The 18,143-nt window shown below is 73.4% G+C and carries 7 protein-coding genes; all 7 read right to left on the bottom strand.

The genetic code is table 11. The annotated features are described in order from the left end of the window. Positions 1–6: 6 nt before the first annotated feature. The gene (locus QI554_RS26185; RefSeq protein WP_281472912.1) at positions 7–2,436 is read right to left on the bottom strand and encodes a hypothetical protein; all 2,430 of its coding nucleotides are present in this window, start codon (positions 2,434–2,436) and stop codon (positions 7–9) included. Then, a complete protein-coding gene (locus tag QI554_RS26180; RefSeq protein ID WP_281472911.1) occupies positions 2,433–3,620 on the bottom strand; it encodes a VWA domain-containing protein in 1,188 nt (395 codons plus the stop codon). Before QI554_RS26180 ends, QI554_RS26185 begins: the two co-directional genes overlap by 4 nt. After that, positions 3,617–7,045, bottom strand: a complete 3,429-nt coding sequence (locus tag QI554_RS26175) for a DUF5682 family protein (protein ID WP_281472910.1) — start codon at positions 7,043–7,045, stop codon at positions 3,617–3,619. Before QI554_RS26175 ends, QI554_RS26180 begins: the two co-directional genes overlap by 4 nt. A gap of 6 nt (positions 7,046–7,051) precedes the next feature. Next, a complete protein-coding gene (locus QI554_RS26170; RefSeq protein WP_281472909.1) occupies positions 7,052–8,179 on the bottom strand; it encodes an ATP-binding protein in 1,128 nt (375 codons plus the stop codon). Between the two features lie 25 nt (positions 8,180–8,204). Beyond that, a complete protein-coding gene (locus QI554_RS26165) occupies positions 8,205–11,366 on the bottom strand; it encodes a DUF4132 domain-containing protein (protein ID WP_281472908.1) in 3,162 nt (1,053 codons plus the stop codon). Positions 11,367–11,442: 76 nt separating this feature from the next. Further along, on the bottom strand, positions 11,443–14,523 hold the full coding sequence (locus QI554_RS26160) for a DUF4132 domain-containing protein (protein ID WP_281472907.1): 3,081 nt from the start codon (positions 14,521–14,523) through the stop codon (positions 11,443–11,445). 99 nt (positions 14,524–14,622) lie between these two features. Further along, positions 14,623–18,021 (bottom strand): DUF4132 domain-containing protein, encoded by a 3,399-nt coding sequence (locus tag QI554_RS26155; RefSeq protein ID WP_281472906.1) that lies wholly within the window; start codon positions 18,019–18,021, stop codon positions 14,623–14,625. Positions 18,022–18,143: the final 122 nt, after the last annotated feature.

The raw sequence follows: 18,143 nt of genomic DNA, 5'->3' as shown, positions 1-18,143 counted from the left end.
GGCCGGTCACCCCGCGTCGTGCAGCTCCGCGGCGACCCACAGGTGCAGCCGGGCGTCGACCCAGGGCTGAACAGCGCCGGCGTAACCGGACGTCCGCCACGCCGCGGCGAACGCGCGCAGGGCCGCGGCCGAACCCGCCAGGCCGATCCGCGCCAGTCCTGCCGCCGCCTCGTCCACGCGCTGCAACGCCGCCGCGTCGAGGTGGCGGAGGCCTTGGCGGGCCGCCTCGGCGAGCACGGCGCGTGCCTCCGCGATCGCCTCGCCCAACGGGTCGCTCGCGCGGACCGGCGGACCCGTCGGCGCGGCACGCGGAACCCCCGCTGCCAGATCCGGCACCAGCACACCTTGCGCCGTCTCGACCGCGACCGGGTCGACGACCAGCCTGCCGCCGGACCTTCGGACCTCGCCCGAGACCCGGCGCACGTCCCCGTCCCGCAGCGCGGCCTCCAACGCGTCCGAACCGCCGGGCGCGTACGGGTTGTACGGCGCGGACAGCAGCGCTGTGTTTCCGTGCGCGTCGTGGAGCTCGGCCTCGACGCACTGAGCGGCCGCGTCGTACCAGACCTCACCGACCGCGGACACCTCCAGGACCCGCACCGCGTCCGCCGCCACCCGCGGCCGCACCGGCTCGGGCGGACGCGCGGCGAGCGCATCCCGGCAGGCCGTGAAGTCCCGGACCAGCAAAGGCTCAGGGAGCTCCGCCCAGGACCGGCCGCTCAACGGCGTGACGCTCGTCGGCGCGACCCGGCTCGCGCCGATCGTGACCACCCGGCCCGCGGTGCGGACCGCGCGTTCGGTGAGGATGTTCGCGGCGGCCGACACGCCGAGCGTCGAACCGAAAACCCGACGCGCCGCCAAGTCCGGACCCGCAGGCGGCGGCTGGTCAGCCGGGTTCGGCCACGCCCGCCGCCACACCAGCACGACACCCGCCGACGGGTGCGCGAAGTAGACTTCCACCGAACGCTCGTCGTCCGGTCGGCCGCCGTCACCGACCCGACACCCCAGCGAGACCAGGCGCACCCGGCGCAGCGCCGTCTCGCCGGCCTCCCGCGCGCCCAAGATGTCAGGGCCCGCCGAGGCCCGCCGCCGCGCGTGCAGTTCGGCGACCAGATCCGCACACCGCTCCGGCCGATGCCGCGCCGCGCGTTCCGCGTACGCCTCGGCCTGATCGACGAGTTCGCCCACGGCGTCCGCCGGCCAGTGCAACCCGGCCCCTGCGAGCGCGTCCCGATGCCGACGCAGCGTCGCAAGCCCGACCGGGCCCACGTGAGCGAGCCCGTCGACGAGCAACGCGTCGACCTCCCCGAGCACGGCCCCCAACGGTGCCAGATCGAGCACCCGAGTGGCCCCACCGACATCCAATGCCACGGAGCCTTCACCGGGCCGGGCCTCGTCTGCGGCCCGACACGCCCACACGGCCAACACGATGACCCCCGCCCGCGCCTGAGCCGACGCGTCGGTCAGCGCATAGGCGAGCTCACCGGGAACGGGGAACCGGACGGTACAGGTGGGCAGTTCGACGGAGGTCTCAGGCGGATCGCCGGGTGCGGGCCGGTGCACCGTGGCGCGATAGCCGCGGGTGAGGGTGCGGCGAGCGTCGGTGAGGGTGCGGGCGCCGAAGAGCTCGGCGAGGACGGTGTCGGGGACGTCGCCGGGCGACCAGGCGTGTGCGGGCGTGGAAAGGGTGGCGGGATCGGGGACGACGCCGGCCCGCGTGGTGGCGGCGGCGGTGTCGGTCGGGTCCGACGGCAGGGCGGAGCCCGAGCCTGCACCGCGCTCGGTGGGCACAGGCCGCTCCGATGCTGTGGCTTGCCGTGGCACTGCGGGCTGCCCCTGCGCCGTACCAGACGCCGACGAGGCAGGGGACGCTGTGGAGTTCGTCCCTACCCGGCGCGTCGCGGGCGCGGACCGACCGGGCACAGCGAGTGCCGATCCGTCGGGTAGAGCCGCCGACGCGGGTGTGTCGGCCTCGCTGCCAAGGGCCGGGTGAGATGGTGCGGCGTCCCGGACCGGAGTTTTGAGGCTGGCCTCGGACGCGGCGGCCTCGGTGGCGGACGTCGGCGCCGGCGTGCGTCCGCGCGCGGCCGTAGCGGAGCCTTCGCGGGTCGTTGGCACCATCCGCTCAGCCGAGGCCTCAGCCGGGTTTCCGGTCTCGTTGGAGGCGTTCGCCCGCTGGTAGGCCAGCACTACGCCGAGGACGTGGCGGCACACGCCCGTCGCGCCGCACGTGCACACCGCCGTGTCCAGACCGCCGCCCGGCGGTAGTTCGGTGCGCGTGCCGTCCGCGAACACGCCGCGCACGGCGCCGTCGTCCGCCAGTGTGACGTCGGCCCCGGCGCCCGCCTCCAACTCCTTGGCGGCGCGTTTGACCAGGCCTCGGTTCGTGAGGGCCGCCAGGGTGTCGGCGGTCAGCGCCAGGAGGTCCGGGCGGTTCATCGGCCCATCCGTTCTGCGACGAACTCCGCCAGTCGGCCCGGGGTCATTGCGCCTACGTGGGCGCCGACGTCCGCCAGCCGTTGGGCCAACTCGCGGTCGTAGTCGGGGTTCGCGTCCTCGTCCAGCGCGGCGAGGCCGAGGACGGTCGTGCCCTGGTCGACCAACTCGCGCACGGTGCGCACGAGCCGGTACGGGTCGCCGCCCTCGTAGAAGTCGCTGATCACCGCGACGATCGTCCGCCTCGGGTTGTCGACCAGGCTCGCCGCGTAGTCGACCGCCCGTGCGATGTCCGTTCCGCCGCCCAGCTGTACGCGCATCAGCAGTTCGACGGGGTCCGTCACGTCGCTCGTCAGGTCGACCACCGACGTGTCGAAGGCCAGCAGGTGCGTGCGCAGCCCCGGCAGCCCCCACAGGCACGCCGCCGTCACCGCCGAGTGGATCACCGATCCGACCATCGACCCGGACTGGTCGACGACGAGGATCAGCTGCCACTGCGACAGGTGCCGCTGCGTCCGCGCGTGGAACTTCGGCCGTTCGATCAACAGGCGGCGCTCGGCGGGCTGGTAGTGCGCGAGGTTGGCGCGGATCGTGCCCTTGAAGTCGAAGTCGCGCGCGAGCGGGATCCGGCTCGGCCGACGGGTTCGGGTGCCCGTCAGGGCGCGGCGTACGTCGGGCCGCAGGCGGGCGAGCAGGTCGCGCACCACCTGCTCGACGATCCGCCGCGCCAGCGCCAGCACCTGGGGGTTCATCAGGTGCTTGGTTCGAAGCACGGCCCGCAGCAGGGCGGGGTTCGGCTCGACGCGGGCCAGGACGTCGGGGTCGGTGACGATCTCCTCGATGCCGTACCGCTCGACGGCGTCCCGCTCGAGGCGCTCAATGGTCTCCTTTGGGAACAGCGCGTGCACGTCGTCGAGCCAGTCGACCGGGCTCACGACGGACGGGCAGTCGCCGCCCTGGCGTTCGGCCCCGTGCAGCGGCTTCGGCCGCGCGGCACCGGACGTGCCCGGCCCGCCGCGGACACCGCGCCGGGCGGCGTCCGGGTCGCGCCCGTACAGCCACTCCAACGCGGCGTCCCGCGCGGCCGCCTCGCCCGACAGCCCGCAGGTGTGCCGCTCGGCCGGCGCGCCGAGGATCAGCCGCCAGCGCTCCAACGCCGGGTCAGGGGTCGGTTGGGGGTTGGTCACTGCCCGCTCCGTAGTCCGTGCCGGTCCAGTACGCGCGCCACATCGGCCTCCAACGCGGCGGCCCGCGCCAGCACCAGCGGATCCGCGGGCAGGCGCAGCAGGCCGCGCGCCGAGCCGCGCAACGCCCTTGCGGCGAGCAGGCGTTCGGCGATCCGCTCGCGCTCGCGCGGGGGGAAGTACGCGAACGCCTGGCGCAGCGCGGGCAGCGCGACGAGGAAGTCGTCGTCCGTAAAGGCCGCGACGAGGCTGTCCAACGCCCGCAGGACGCCGTCGTCGCCCGCACCCGCGACCTCGCGGCGCGCCAGCGCGAACAGCCCGGCGAGCCAGTCCCCGAGGCTCTCCGGCGCGGCCGCGGCGCGCAACGCGGCCGGGACGTCGCCGGGATCGCCGAGCACCCAGGCGAGACCTGTCATCGCACCGCGCAGATCCGCAGGCGCGCGCGAGTCGGCGGCGATGCGCTGCGCGGCGGCCAACACGGCGTCGGGACGCACCGGCAGCACCTCGGGGGCGTGCCGCAGCGCGTCCCGCACCCCGCACAACGCGCCGAGCCGCGCGGCGTCCACGCCCCGCCCTCCGTGCGCGCCGTCGACGAGCCACAGCACGCGCGCGACGCAGCGCCCGATCACGGCGGCGAGCATCGGGTCGCCGGCGACGTGGTAGATCCGGTCGTGACGCCACAGGTCGAGCGCGACCCCGAGCACATCGCCGAGGGCTCCGACGTCCCGCACTCTGCGGACCTGCTCGGCCAGCGCGGTGACAACCTGCTCAGCGGTCGCACCGACGCCGCACTGCACGGCATCGAGCAACACCCCGGCCAGCTCCCGAGGTTCGGCCCGGGCCTCACGACACCGCCGGTCGAGCACCGCGGCCACGGCCTCGTCGAGCCCGGCACCGTACGCCCCCGCCTCGACGAGCGCCGCCTCCCGACCAGCGGTACCGGACGGCTCCCAACGCTCACGCACGACCAGCCCCGAGCCTTCGACACGCTGATGCCCGGGAACGCCGAGGACACGGAGCGAGTGAAGGAGCCGACTGCGGAGGAGATCGAGGGACGGAGGAGGGGTGGGGAGCGACGAGGAAGGCGCGGACGGGACAAGCGTGTTCGGCGACAGGGTGGGCGAGCCGCCCGACGCGGCGAGCGGTCCGGGCGTGGAGACGAGGCCCGACGCAGGTGAGCCGGGCTTGACCGGGGAGGTTGGTGTGGTCGAGGGCATCGCGACTGTGTCGCGCGGGTCTGCGGGTGCATGCGCGGGAACGGCCGCGGACACGAAGCCGTCCGACGCGGAGAGTGACTTGGCGGCAGATTCGACGCCGGGCGACCGCGCCGTCGAGCCGCTGGAGGAGGCAGGTTCCACCGAAGGCGCTGTGGAGCTGTCGGCCAGGGGCCCGGAAGAACGCCGCGATACGTCGCCCGCGTCCGGAGAGTGGGCAGGCGAACCGCCCGACTCGACGAGCAGCCCCTGAGCGCCGGGCTCTGTCGGCTCTCCGTCGGCATGGCCGGCCTGGCCGGCTGAAGTACCCAAGGCCCCGGCGGCGTTCGGCATGCGAGCGCCGTCCGCCTCGCTGGGAACGAGGCCGCCGACGGCGACATCGGGCCGCGCAGGGGGTGCGGTGGCACCGTGGCCTGCGGACTCGGTCGGGTGTGTGGGCTGCGCAGCGCGCGGGGTCGTACCGGCCGTGGGGCTGGGCCCCGGTGACGGCGAGGTCGCGTCGGTGGCGGGGGACGCGGTGGCGGTGCCGTGACCCGCTGACTCGGGCGGACGCGCGGGCAGGGCCAGACCGACCGTAGGGCCGGGCTCCGCCGACGGCGCCGACGAGCGGGTTCCCTCGCGCGTGGTGGGTGCCGCTTGGGTCGGCGGGGCGGGTTCGCGGGCGACGGGAACGTTCGTCGCGGTGGTGGCGAGAGGCCGCTGGCCGGGCGAACCGGCCCCTTGGCGGGTGTCCGCTGTGTCGGTCTCTATCGGCTCTCCGCCGACCTGGCCTGGCTCCAGTGACTCGCTTCGGAGACCGCCGACGGCAGTTTCGACTCCCGGCGTTCCCGAGGGCGCACTAGGGGCGTCGCCGTCGGAGGGCACCGGCTCGTCGGTCTGCGCCTCGGCGAGTGGCGGACGGCCGGATTCCTGTGTCGATGTGGCCGCAGCGTCCGCCCTCAGGGGCAGCGCTGTGGTGAGTTCCGGCGCCGCGCCTGGCGTGTCGCCGACGCCGGACGGGTCCACCTTCGCCAGGTCCAGCTCCACCGGCGCCGTCAGCTCGACCCCCAGTGTCGCGAGGCGTTCCTCTACGTCCACCACCAGCGGTGGCACTGGGGTGTCCGGGTGAAGGCTTCCCGTCCGTTCGCCTGTTCCGGTTGCGACCATCTCTACGACGGCCGGGTGTGCGCCCGGGAGCAGGGGGCCTCGTCGGGTCCAGGGGAGGGGCTGGTCTAGAGCATCGCTGATCAGGGTCGTGGCCAGGGCGTCCAGGACGTCGGTGCGGGTCGGGGTCGCGTTGCCGCGCAGGGCGGCCAGGCCGTCGGTCAGCGTGCGGGCGGCGATCAGGTCGGCTGTCGACACCGGTTGGCCGCGTCCTCGCAGGCGGGCCGTCACGCTTTGGGCCAGGCGCTTGCCGGCTTCCTCCGCGCCGTGTTCCCAGACGTCCTGGTAGAACGCCGGCGACGGCATGCCGGACTGGTAGCCGGTGAACGAGTCCAGCCTCGCGAAGGAGTACGGCACGAGGAAGCTGCCGCCGATCGCGTCCGCCGGGGGCTCCGGGACGGCCGGCCAGCCCTTGTTCGTCGCCGATGCGGAGGCCAGCGCCCGCAATGCGGGCTGGTGGAACCCGCCCGTCACCACCAGCACATGCCGGTCACCGGCGCGGGACACCGCCTCGCGCACCCACGCCGCCATGTACTCCTCGCGGGCCCGGTCCCCGTCCTCGGCCTCGGTGTCGCCGCGCATGAGGGCGAAGTAGGCGTTGAGCCGCTCGGCGAGCCCGTCGTCCGGCGCGGCCTCGAACAGCCGGTCCCACAGGGCGTCGGAGTCGCCGACCTCGAACCGGTCGAACAGCCGTGCCATCGCCTCCGCGTAGCGTGCCTCCGCGTCGGCGTAGCGGTTGGCCCGGTTCTCGGCGGTGAACGCCGCATGCCACGCCGGCAGGTCGATGAACAGGGTCTCGGCCCCGGCCTGCCGCCCGCGATACAGCGCGACCCACTCCGGCGAGTAGTCGCACAACGGCGTCCACGAGCTGAACACCCGTTCCGTGTCCCGGTAGTGGCTGAACACGGCGACCGGCAGCTCGTGCCCGAGCAGCAGCTCGTCGAGCCGGCCGTTCATGTCGGCCGGGCCCTCGACGAGCACGTACGCGGGCCGCAGCTCGTCGATGGCGCGGGCGACCAGCCGGGCACACGCGGGGGAGTGGTGCCGGACCCCGAGGAACGTCGCGGGCACGGCCGGTCAGGCCTCCGCGCCGGCGAGCAGGTGCCGGGCGGCGTGCATGGCCCGCCACTGCGCTCCGCTGCGCCGTCCGACCCGCTGTTCGAGGTAGCGGCGCAGCCGGGCCAGGTCCTCGGGGCTGTCCTTCGCCGCGGTCCCGGCGAGGCACGCGACGACGTCGGCGGCGCTGCCGGGTTCGCCGCGCTGGAACCACCCGCGCAGCCCGACGGCGTGCGCGACCGACACCGCCTCGGCGGTGCTCATGACCGACGTCAGCCGGTCCATCACGGCCCCGTCGGCGGTGGTGCCGTCCCGCAGTTCGCGGAACGTGGTGACCAGCACCTCGAGGACGTCCCGGTCCGGTGCGGCCTCAACGCCGGAGCGGCGCAGCAGCGCGGTCGCCTCGGCCTCGACCAGGTCGAGCTCGATCCGCGCGTCGGCGATCGGGAACACAGTTTCGAAGTTGAACCGCCGCTTCAGCGCCGCGCTCATCTCGTTGACGCCGCGGTCACGTGTGTTGGCCGTCGCGATGACGTTGAAGCCCTGCCGCGCGAACACCATGCCCGCGCGGGCGTCCTCGCCGCCCAGTTCGGGGATGGCCACGACCCGCTCGGACAGCAGCGACAGCAACGAGTCCTGGACCTCCAGCGGGCACCGGGTGATCTCCTCGAACCGGACGATCCGCCCCTCGCTCATACCGCGCAGCATCGGCGCGGGCACGAGCGAGCGCGGCGACGGCCCTTCGGACACCAGCAGCGCGTAGTTCCACGAGTACTTGATCTGGTCCTCGGTGGTCGCGGCGCCGCCCTGGATGGTCAGCGTCGACACCCCGCTGACCGCCGCCGCGATCAGCTCCGACAGCAGCGACTTCGCGGTGCCCGGCTCGCCGACCAGCATCAGCCCTCGGTTGGTGGCGAGCGTGACCAGCGCCCGGTCGACGAGCGACGCGTCGCCGACGAACTTGCGGCTGACGCCCGCGGCCGGGTCGCCGACGATGAACCTGCGCGCCGCGCGCGGGCTCAGGAACCAGCCGGGCGGACGCGGCGCGTCGTCGGCCTCGCGCAGCGCGGCCAGCTCGGCGGCGTACCGGATCTCGGCGGGCGGCCGCTGGAGTTCCTCGTCGGGCGCGGTGGTGGTGACGATGTCCATGGATGCCGTCCTGGTCTCGGGCGGGTCAGCGGCCGGCCTGGCTGGTGAGCCAGGTCAGGTCCGCGATGATCTCACTGGCGGCGACGGGCGGCAGGTCCGAGGGGCGGCGCTTCTCCCAGGCCCGGAAGTACTCGGCCGGCTGGGTGGCCACCCACACGCCCTCGAAGGTCTGGTCGCCGTCGAACTCCTCGACGAAGCCTGTCGAGATGCCCTGTTCGTACGTCCCGACCACGTACAGGTCGTCGGTGAGCCGGCGGGCGATCCACTGCTCGACGCCGTTGTCCAGCGCCGGTCCCCGTTCCCAGCCGCGGTGCACGAGGCCGAGAACAGCACGCGTCGGCACGGCGACGCCCTCGAACCGGGTCAGCCGCTCCGCGGCCGCCTCCTCGTCGGTCAGCCGGAACACCTGCCGGCCCAGCTGCGCGAACGGCTGGAGGATCTCGTAGTCGGCGAACACCTCCGACCAGACCGCCAGTCCGTCGCCCAGTTCGAGCGGGTGGGGGATCCGGACGGCCGCCGTGTCGGGGACGGTCAGCGCGTCGTCGGCGCCGTCCGCGTACGTGCGGTCCTCCGCGACACGGAAGGTCACCGGGCCGCCGTCCGTCTCGGCCAGCCAGACCAGCCGCCGCGTCAGGTGCCCGACGAGCGGATGCCCGACCAGCAGGTCCCGGAACTCCGCGGCGGTCCACGTCCGTCCGGTGACCATCGCGGCTTCGAGGCGGCGGATCGTGTCGGACGCGGCGGTGCGGACGTCCTTCTTCAGCGTGGCGTAGCGCTTGCGTTCGGCGGGCGCGAGCTCGGCGTCGTCACGGGCACCGGGCGCGGGCAGGTCCTTGCGGCGCTTGCCGTCCTGGTCGAGGACGTACGGCTTGAGCTGCTCGTCGAAACCGACGGTGAACCGGCGCGTGCCGTAGTCGACGGTGGTGCTGCCGGACGCGTCCAGCCCGAAGTCGGGCACGAGTCGGTCCGCGAGCTGGTCGGCGGTCAGACCCAGCCCGTCGGCGACCTCGGCGATCAGCTCCTTGGCGCGGGCCTTGAGGGCGGTGAACTTCACCCGCTGGGATATGCCGTGCAGGTGCATGAGCGCGATGTCGGTCCCGATCGCGGCGAGGACCGAGAGCCCGTCCACCGCGCGCTTGTGGGCGCCTTCGCCCGGCCACGCGCGGATGATCGGGTCGAGCCTGCGGACGACCTCGTCGTCGCCGAGCGTGCCCAGGGCGGTCAGCGCCCAACTCTCCTTGGCGGGCATACCGGAGAGCCGCCAGGCCTCGAACAGCGACCAGGCGAAAGCGGCGAGGCTGTCGGGGGTGCACGCCTCCTGGATCTCGGCGAGCGTCGGGTACGGATTCCCCGGCTCCGAGACGGCAAGCGTCGTCAGCAGGTGCCGGACGGCCTCCTCGGGCAGCCCGCCCGCGCCGTCGCGAAGCTGCACCTGGGCGAGACTGTGAGGCGCGGCCCAGGACGGAAGCTTGGGCATCCGGGCCGGGAGGGCGATCACCAGCGGGTCGGCGGCGAGCACGGCCGCGATGGCGTCGACGGCCTCGGGCCCGTACTCGGCGGCAGCGGCCTTGACGAGGTCGGGGCCCTGCGATTCGGCGAGGTATCGGAGAGCGTTACCTGCGGCGTGCGCGTCGGCGTTCGGTTTGCCGACCGCGTCGGGGATCAACAGCGCCACGGCATCGTGGGCGTGGCGGTCGAGCCATGCCTTGCCGGAGGCCCGCACGTCGGCCGTCTTCGCGCTCAGCCGCTGTGCCATACGGCGCGCGACGTCGAGGGTGACGAGGGGGGCCAAGACCGGTTCGTAGCGTGCGCTGCGGCGGATCAGGTGGAGCGCCATCGGGATCGCCGTGTCCCCGAAGCGGCCGACCATGCACTGGAACATCTCGGCCGGGTGGTAATCGTCTCCCGGACGCCAGGCGGCGACGTGGTACGCGACCTTCTCGACCGGCTCGCGAACGAACAGGTCGTACTTCTGGTCGTCGTCGAGCGAATCCACGTCGTCCCAGCGGGGCTCCGACCGATAGCCGATGCTGTACGGCCGCCGCATCGCCGCCCACTCCTCGCGTTCTCCGGGCTGCCAGGCGAGGTAGGCCAGGGCCGGTGGCGTGAGGCTCAGCGGCGTGTACGCGGGCTTCCCCGCGCCGGGACGGGCCCACGGCGGCGAGACCAGGGCCTCCGGCAACGCGGCCACGGACGCCTCGGGGCCGCGCCGGCCGGTGTCCAGCACCGGCGCGACGAGCGCCGCGACGCCCGAAGGCAGTTCAGGGAGCGCCGCCTCCGCGACGTCGCGGTGGGCCGCGACGTGGGCCTGCAGGAGCGTTCGTGCGAGCGAGGCCGGCTTTCCGGTGCCCAGCGACGCCGCGCCCAGCAGGCGCAGGGCGCGGCGGGGGAAGTTGCGGGCCGCGGCGACCAGAGCGGGCTGTGCTTCGGCGCGCTCGATGTGAGTGAGGAGCATGAGGAAGGCCGCGTCGGTGGGTACTTCGGGCAGGCCCGTCATCCAGTTTCGCCAGGTCTGCCCCGTGTTGTACGGCGTGTAGTCAACCTGCTCTTGCATCAACGGAAGCCAGGCGTCACCAAGGCTTTCGCACAGGGTCATGACCAGCTCCAGCGGCCATCCGCCGTAGAGGATGCTCTTGCCGCGCAGCGGTTCAACCTGGCTCGCCCGGTCGAGCGAGCACAACAGCATGCTGCGCAACGTGTCGTCCATGAACGACGTTTGGCGCGCCTCGTCAACGCACTCGTTCACCCACGCTGTCTCGGTCGGCACGAGGTAGCTGACGGCGGTGCGTCGCCGCTCGCCTTCGCGCATCGGGGCCAGCGCCTCGACCACCGATGCGTAAATCTCGTCGTCGGCCGCGACGAGCAGGGCTCGCAGGCGGTCGAGGGCGGGATACGACTGCTCGTCCAGCGAGAACAACTCCACAGCGGCCCGCACTGCGAAGACGAGGCCGTGCCGGGCGACCCATGCGTCCGCGACCACCTCGCGACGGAGTCTCGACCCGTTGGCACGGGCGACTGCCGTGGTGAGGTCCGGCCCACCCAGGTCCGTCCCCACCGCCTTGTCGACGACCTTCGTCGGAGCCGGGACCGGCGATCCCCCGCGCCGAGGGTGCAGCTTGCGCCGCCACGCTTCCGGCAGCACGAACGTGTCCTCGTCCGGTCGCACGAGCTCCCCGGTGCCGCTCACGGACTCTCCACTCCTCAGCAGGCTTCCGACCGGTTGTCCGGCCGGCGGCGAAACAGTAGCGACCGTCGGTGACACGTCAGCGCGTCGCGCCCCTGGTCAACTCGTGCAGGTCCGACAGCACCTCGCTGAACAGCACGGGATCAACGTCGCCGCCGCTCAACGAGACGTGCCGCAGCGTCTGGGTCCCGCCTGCGTCCCCGACCCGGATCCCCGGATCCAGCGAGATCGTGACCGAGCAACCACCGTCGAGGGACCGGTCTATCCAGCCCTGGAAGCCCGCGTCCTGCGGCGCCCCGCGCTGCCAGCCGCGCCGTTCGAGGCTCAGGACTCGGCCGGTGGGCACCGTGAAGCCCTCGAAATCCTCCACGCGGGCGTCCACCGCGTAGCAGGGACGTCCCAGTTGCGCGAACGGCTGGAGGATCTCGTAGTCGGCGAACACCTCCGCCCACGCGCCGAGCTCGTCGCCGAGGTGCAGCGGGTGGGCGACGCGTACCGCTGCGTCCTCCGGCGGTTCCATCGCATCGTCGGAGCGATCCGCGTACGTGCCGTCCTCGGCGATCCGGAACGCCGCCACCCCGTCACCGGTTTCGGCGAGCCAGACCAGCCGCTTCGCCACGTGTGTCAACAGTGGGTGCCGGACGAACAGCGTCTCGAACTCCGGCACACTCCAGGTCCGTTGCGTGACCATCGCGGTTTCGAGCCGGAGCAACGCGCTTGCCGCGGCCCCGCGCACGTCCTTCTTCAGGGCCGCGTAGCGCTTGCGTTCGGCGGGTGCCAGCTCCGCGTCATCGCGCGCGCCCGGCGCGGGCAGATCCTTGCGCCGTTTGCCGACTTCGTCGACGACGTACGGCTTGAGCTGCTCGTCGAAGCCGACCGTGAATCTCCGCGGCCCGTAGTCGACGACCGTCGTGCCGGACGCGTCGAGCCCGAAGTCCGGCACGAGCCGGTCGGCCAGTTGGTCGGCCGTCAGACCGAGCCCGTCGGCGACCTCGGTGATCATCTCCTGAGCGCGGGTCTTCAGGGCGGTGAACTTCACCCGCTGGGATATGCCGTGCAGGTGCATGAGCGCGGTCTCGGTTCCGATCGCGGCGAGCACCGAGAGTCCCTCGACCGCGCGCTTGTGCGCGTTCTCGCCCGGCCACGCCCGGATGATCGGGTCGAGCTTGCGGACGACGTCGTCGTCGCCGAGCGTGCCGAGGGCCGTCAGCACCCAACTGTCCTTCGCGGGCATGCCGGCCAGCCGCCACGCCTCGAACAGCGACCACGCGAAGGCGGCCAAGCTCTCCGGGGTGCACGCTGCCTGCACATCGGCGAGCAGCGGATAAGGACTGTCGGGCTCGGAGATCGCGAGGACGGTCAGCAGGTGCCGGACGGCCTCGTCGGGCAGGCCGCCCGCGCCGGCGCGGAGCTGCACCTGCTCGAGAGCACTGGGGGCGGCCCAGGTCGGGATTGCGGGTAGTTTGCCGGGCAGCGCGACGAGGAGCGGGTCCGCGCCGAGCAGGGCCGTGACGGCGGCGACCGCCGCGGGCCCGTACTCGCCGGCCGCGGACGTCACGAGGTCGGGGCCCTGGGTCTCGGCGAGGTAGCGGAGGGCGAGGCCCGCGGCGCGTGCCAGGACCTTCGCCTTGCCGACGGCATCGGGGACCAACAGGCGTGCTGCGTCCGGCGCGTGGCGGGTGAGCCAGGCCTTGCCGGGAGCGCGGTCGCCGACGGACTTTCGGGTCAGTCGCTGGGCCATGCTGCGTGCGACGTCGAGTGTGACGACAGGATGGAGGAGGTCCGTGTAGGTGTACGGATCGGTGCCGACGAGACGCACCAGCAAGGGGAGTGCGGCGTGGTCGAGGCGGCCGAGCAGCGACTTGACCTCATTCCCGTGCATGTAGATGGACGGCCGCCATTTGGCGACCAGGTGGGCGACCTCGTCGGCCGGCTCGGTGACGAACACCCGGTACTTCTCGCTGTCGTCGAGGGTTCCTCGAGTAAGCCGGTCGCGCCAGTCGGCGGGGAGCGGCCGTTGTGCGTACCAGGGCGTGTCGGCGGCCCACGTCTCACGCTCTCCGGGCAGCCACGACAGGTGGCAGAGCGGCGGCGCCGTGAGGTCGAGCGGCGCGAAATCCGGCCCGCGCTTCACGTTCCGCGTCCAGGGCGGCGAAACCAGGGCTGCGGGCAGCGCCTCGGCGGGTGCCTCGGGGCCCCGCTGCCCCGTGTTCAGCACAGGCGTCACCAAGGCCGCGATCCCGGCTGCCAGCGAGGGGAGTTCGTTCCTCACAAGGTCGCGGTGGGCCGCGACATGGGCCTGCAGGAGCGTGCGTGCGAGCGCAGCCGGCTTTCCGGTGCCCAGCGCCGCCGCGCCCAGCAGGCGCAGGGCTCGGCGCGGGAAGTTGCGTGCCGCTTCGTGGAGGGACGCGACGACGTGCTGCTTCTCGATGTGGGTGAGCAGCATCTCGAACGCCGCGTCCGTGGGCAGTTCCGCCATTCCGGTCGCGAACAGCTTGAGGGCCCGGATGTCGTACCAGCGCGTGCCCTGGAGTTCGTTGTCGATGACCGACAGCCAGTTGTCGCCGGCGCCGTCGCAGAGCGTCGCCACGATGTCGAGCGTCCAGAACCCGTACGGCCTGTGGTCGTGGCGAAGCGGCTCGAAGTGTTCGGCGGTGCTCAGAGAGCACAGAAGCATGCTGCGCTGTGCGGCGTTGCTCCAATGCAGGACGGGTGCTTCCGCGGCGCATTCGGCCGCCCACAGGGTTTCGGTCGGCAGCAGGTAGCTGACGGCGAGACGACGTTTCCGGCCCTCCCGCAACGGAGCCAGTGCCTTGATCGTCCCCGCATACACCTCGTCGTCGGCTGCGACGAGCAGCGCCCGGATACGGTCGAGGGCCGTGCGCGCGTCCTCGTTCCGCTTGAACCGCTCCACCGCCGCCTGCGCGGCGAACACCAACCCGTGGCGTGCCACCCACGCGTCGGCGACGACCCTGTGGGCGAGATCCGTTCCTACGGCGAGCCGGGCCGCCGCAGCCGGGTCGTCCGGCCCACCCAGGTCCACCCCCACCGCCTTGTCGACGACCCTCGACGGCGCCGGTACCGGCGATCCCCCGCGCCGCGGGTGCACCCTGCGCCGCCATGCCTCCGGCAGCACGAACGTGTCCTCGTCCGGTCGCACGAGATCTCCCGCACCGCTCACAACTACCCCGTCCCTGGTGGAAGGCCGCCGACCGGTTGTCCGGTCGGCGGCGAAACGGTAGCGACCGCGGGTGACAGGTCAGCGCGTCGCGCCGGCGGTCAGCTCCTCCAGGTCCCGGAGGACCTCGCTCAGCAGCACCGGGTCGAGGTCGCGGAGCGCCACCGTCGTGGTGTCGGTGGGGCGGTAGCGGATGCGGTAGTCGCCCGGGTTCGTCGTCGCCGACACGTGCCGGAGCGTCTGCTCGGGGATGCCGTCCACGTACCCGATCGAGATCCCGGGGTCGAGCGCGATCGTGATCGAGCGGCCGGCGCCGAGGTAGCGGGAGATCCACAGCTGGGCGCCGGCGTCCTGCGGCGCCCCGCGTTCCCAGCCGCGCCGCTCCAGGCTCATCACCTTGCCGGTCGGCACCGTGAAGCCCGCGAAGCGCTTCAGCTCGTGCCCGTCCGCCTCGTCGGCCGCCAACGCGTAGGAGGGGCGCCCGAGTTGCGGGAACGGCTGGAGGATGTCGTAGTCGGCGAACAGCTCGGACCACGAACCGAGTTGGTCGCCGAGGTGCAGCGGGTGGGCGACGCGTACCGTCGCGCCCTCGGCCAGCTCCACCGGATCGTCGACGTGGTCGGCGTACGTGTTGTCCTCCGCGACCCGGAAACCCACCGTCGCGTCGTCCGTCTCCGCGATCCAGACCAGCCGCTTCGCGACATGTGTCACCAGCGGGTGCTGGACGAGCAGCGTCTCGAACTCCCTTACACTCCAGGCACGTTGCGAAACCATCGCGCCTTCCAAACGGAGGAGTGTGTCGGCCGCGGCCGTGCGGACGTCCTTCTTCAGGGCCGCGTAGCGCTTGCGTTCGGCGGGCGCCAGCTCGGCGTCGTCCCGTGCGCCCGGCGCAGGCAGGTCCTTCCGCCGCTTGCCGTCCTCGTCGAGGACGTAGGGCTTGAGCTGTTCGTCGAAGCGCACCGTGAACGTCCGCGTGCCGTAGTCGACGACCGTGCCACCGGACGCGTCCAGCCCGAAGTCCGGCACGAGCCGGTCGGCGAGCTGCTCGTCGGAGAGCCCGAGCCCGCGCGCCACCTCGGAGATCATGGCCTGGGCGCTCTCCTTCAGCGCCTTGAACTTCACGCGCTGCCCGATGCGGTGAAGGTGCATCAGGGCGACGTCGCTGCCGATCGCCGCGAGGACGCCCAGCCCGTCGACGGCGCGCGCGTGCCCGCCTTCGCCCGGCCAGGCCCGGACGACCGGGTCGAGGCGGCGCACCGTCTCGTCGTCGCCGAGCACCCCGAGCGCGGGCAGCGGCCACGCCTCCTTGCTCGGCATGCCGGCCAGCCGCCAGGCCTCGAACAGCTGCCACCCGAAATCCGCCAGGCTGTCCGGTGTGCAGGCCTCCTTGACCGGATACAGGCAGGGATACGGCATGCCGGGCGGGCTGATCGCCAGCATCGTCATCACGTGCGCGGTCGCCTCGTCCGGGAGCATGCCCGAGCCGTCGCGCAGCCGGATCTGGGGGAGTGCGGCGGGGTCGGCCCAGTCGGGCAGTGCGGGCACGGTGTCGGGGAGCGCGGCGACGAGCGGATCGGACGAGAACAGGTCGCCGATGGCCTCCGAGGCCTCCGGCCCGTACTCGGCGGCGGCGGAGCGGACCGTCTCCTCGCCGTGCAGCGCCGCGAGCAGCCTCAGGGCGCGCTCGGCGGCCCGCCGCGGGGTGCCCGGCCTGCCCACCGCGTCCGGAACCAACAGCCGTGCCGCGTCGGCGCCGTGGCGCTTCAACCAGGCCTCGCTGGTGCGCTGCAACACCTGCCCGCGCAACTGCCACGTGGCGGCGAGGCGCGCGGCGCCCAGGCTCAGCATGGGGTCGATCAGGTGGTCGAAGTCGGACGGATGCGCGGCCGCCAGGCGCAGGACGGGCGCGATCCCGGCCGTCCCGAAGCGGGCGACGAACGGCTTGAACGCGCGCCGCAGTCCCCACTGGTGCGCGGGCTTCCACGCGGCGACGTCGGCGAGCCAGTCCTCGGGTCGGCCGGTCATGAACAGCGCCACCGCCCGGTCCGGCGGCAGTGTGCCGTCGCGCAGCAGGTCGACCCACTCGGGCTCGGCCCTGATCTGGTCGAGCCACGGCACCGGCTCGGCCCAGCGGGCCTGTTCGCCCTCCCGCCAGTCGACCCGCTCGACGGCGGGCGGCACGAGCCCGGTCACCACCTTCGGGTCGACGCGCGAACGGTCGCGCAGCCACGGCGGGTCGACGAGCACGGTGGGCAGCGCGTCGGCGGGGGCGGCGGGGTCGCGGCGCGTCGCCCCCAGCACGGGCGCGACCACGGCAACGACGGACGCGTCGAGTTCCGGCAGGACGTCCTCGACCAGCGCGCGATACGCCGCCACATGCGCCGTCAGCATCTGCCGCGCGATGGCCGCCGGCTTCCCGGTGCCCGAAGCCGCGGGCGCGAGCAGCCGGAGGGCACGCACCGGCGAACGCCGGGCGGCCGTCTGCAGCCCGGCCTGCCCGTGCCGGTCCTCGATCTGCCCGAGGAGCAGCGTGAACGCCTCGTCGGTGGGGAGTTCGGCGAGGATGCCGGTGTACTGCTTGCGGGCCTGCGAGCCGAGGTGCCGGCTCGTCAGCTCGTGCGCGAACAGGCCGGCGAAGGCCGGGCCGACGCCGTCCGCGAGCGCCCCGATGACGTCCGGCTCCGCGCCGTTCCAGCCGAAGCGCCCGTCCCCGTCGGCGAAGGACAGCTGGACGGGGTCGCTGAGCGAGCACAGGAGCATGTGGCGGAACCGGGCGTCCCCGGCGTCCGGGACCGCGGCCTCGAGGCACTCCTCGAGCCAGTCACGCTCGGTGGGAACCAGGTATGACGCCACCACGCGGCGGCGTCGCGTGCCGCGGTGCGCGGCCAAAGCGCCGACGACCGCGTCGTAGGTCTGCTGGTCGGCCGCGGCCAGCAGCGCCCGAACCCGGCTTGCGTCGTCGCGCGTGACGCCGGAGTGCATCCGAACGGCGTGGTGCGGCTCCTCGACACGGTCGAGCCAGGAGATGCTGTCGCCGCGCCCGGTGCCGGACTCGAAGCCGACATGGGTGTCGTACAGCTCGACGACCGCGCAGGCGGCGAAGGCGAGTCCGCGCTCGGCGACCCAGACGTCGACGTACGGCAGGTGGACGTGGGTCTGGATCGGCGCCATCTGCGCGACCGCCGCCGCGCCCAGCGGGTTCGCGTCGCCGTCCAGGTGCGCGCGGGCGGCGGCGACGACGTCCGGGTGGCTGCGGGGGTGGTCCAGGAGCTGGGAGATCCGCTCCCGGCCGGAGAACAGCTTCGCGTCGACCAGCGACGCCGCGTTCTTGAGCGGCTTCGCGGGCTTGCGCACCACACCGCCGCGCCGCGGCTGGGCCTTCTTCCGCCAGGCGTCCGGCATCTCGAAGGTGTCCTCGTCGGGCCGTTCGACCCGCCCCGTGTCCTGCTGCACCACGTGCTCCCGTTCGTCCGTCCGCATCCCGACCACGCCTGCGGCCGCCGGAGCCCGCCACGGTAGCGGCAGCGGGGGACACCACGCTTTCCAGCCGACCGTTCGGTTGGATTCGGTCCCTGCGGGGCGCGACCTGCGGGTCTAAGCTC

Origin of the sequence: Yinghuangia seranimata, from assembly GCF_029953285.1 — a bacterium.
Classification (GTDB): domain Bacteria; phylum Actinomycetota; class Actinomycetes; order Streptomycetales; family Streptomycetaceae; genus Yinghuangia; species Yinghuangia seranimata.
Note: the sequence above shows the minus strand (reverse complement) of the source record. Positions and strands in the feature narration are given on the sequence as shown.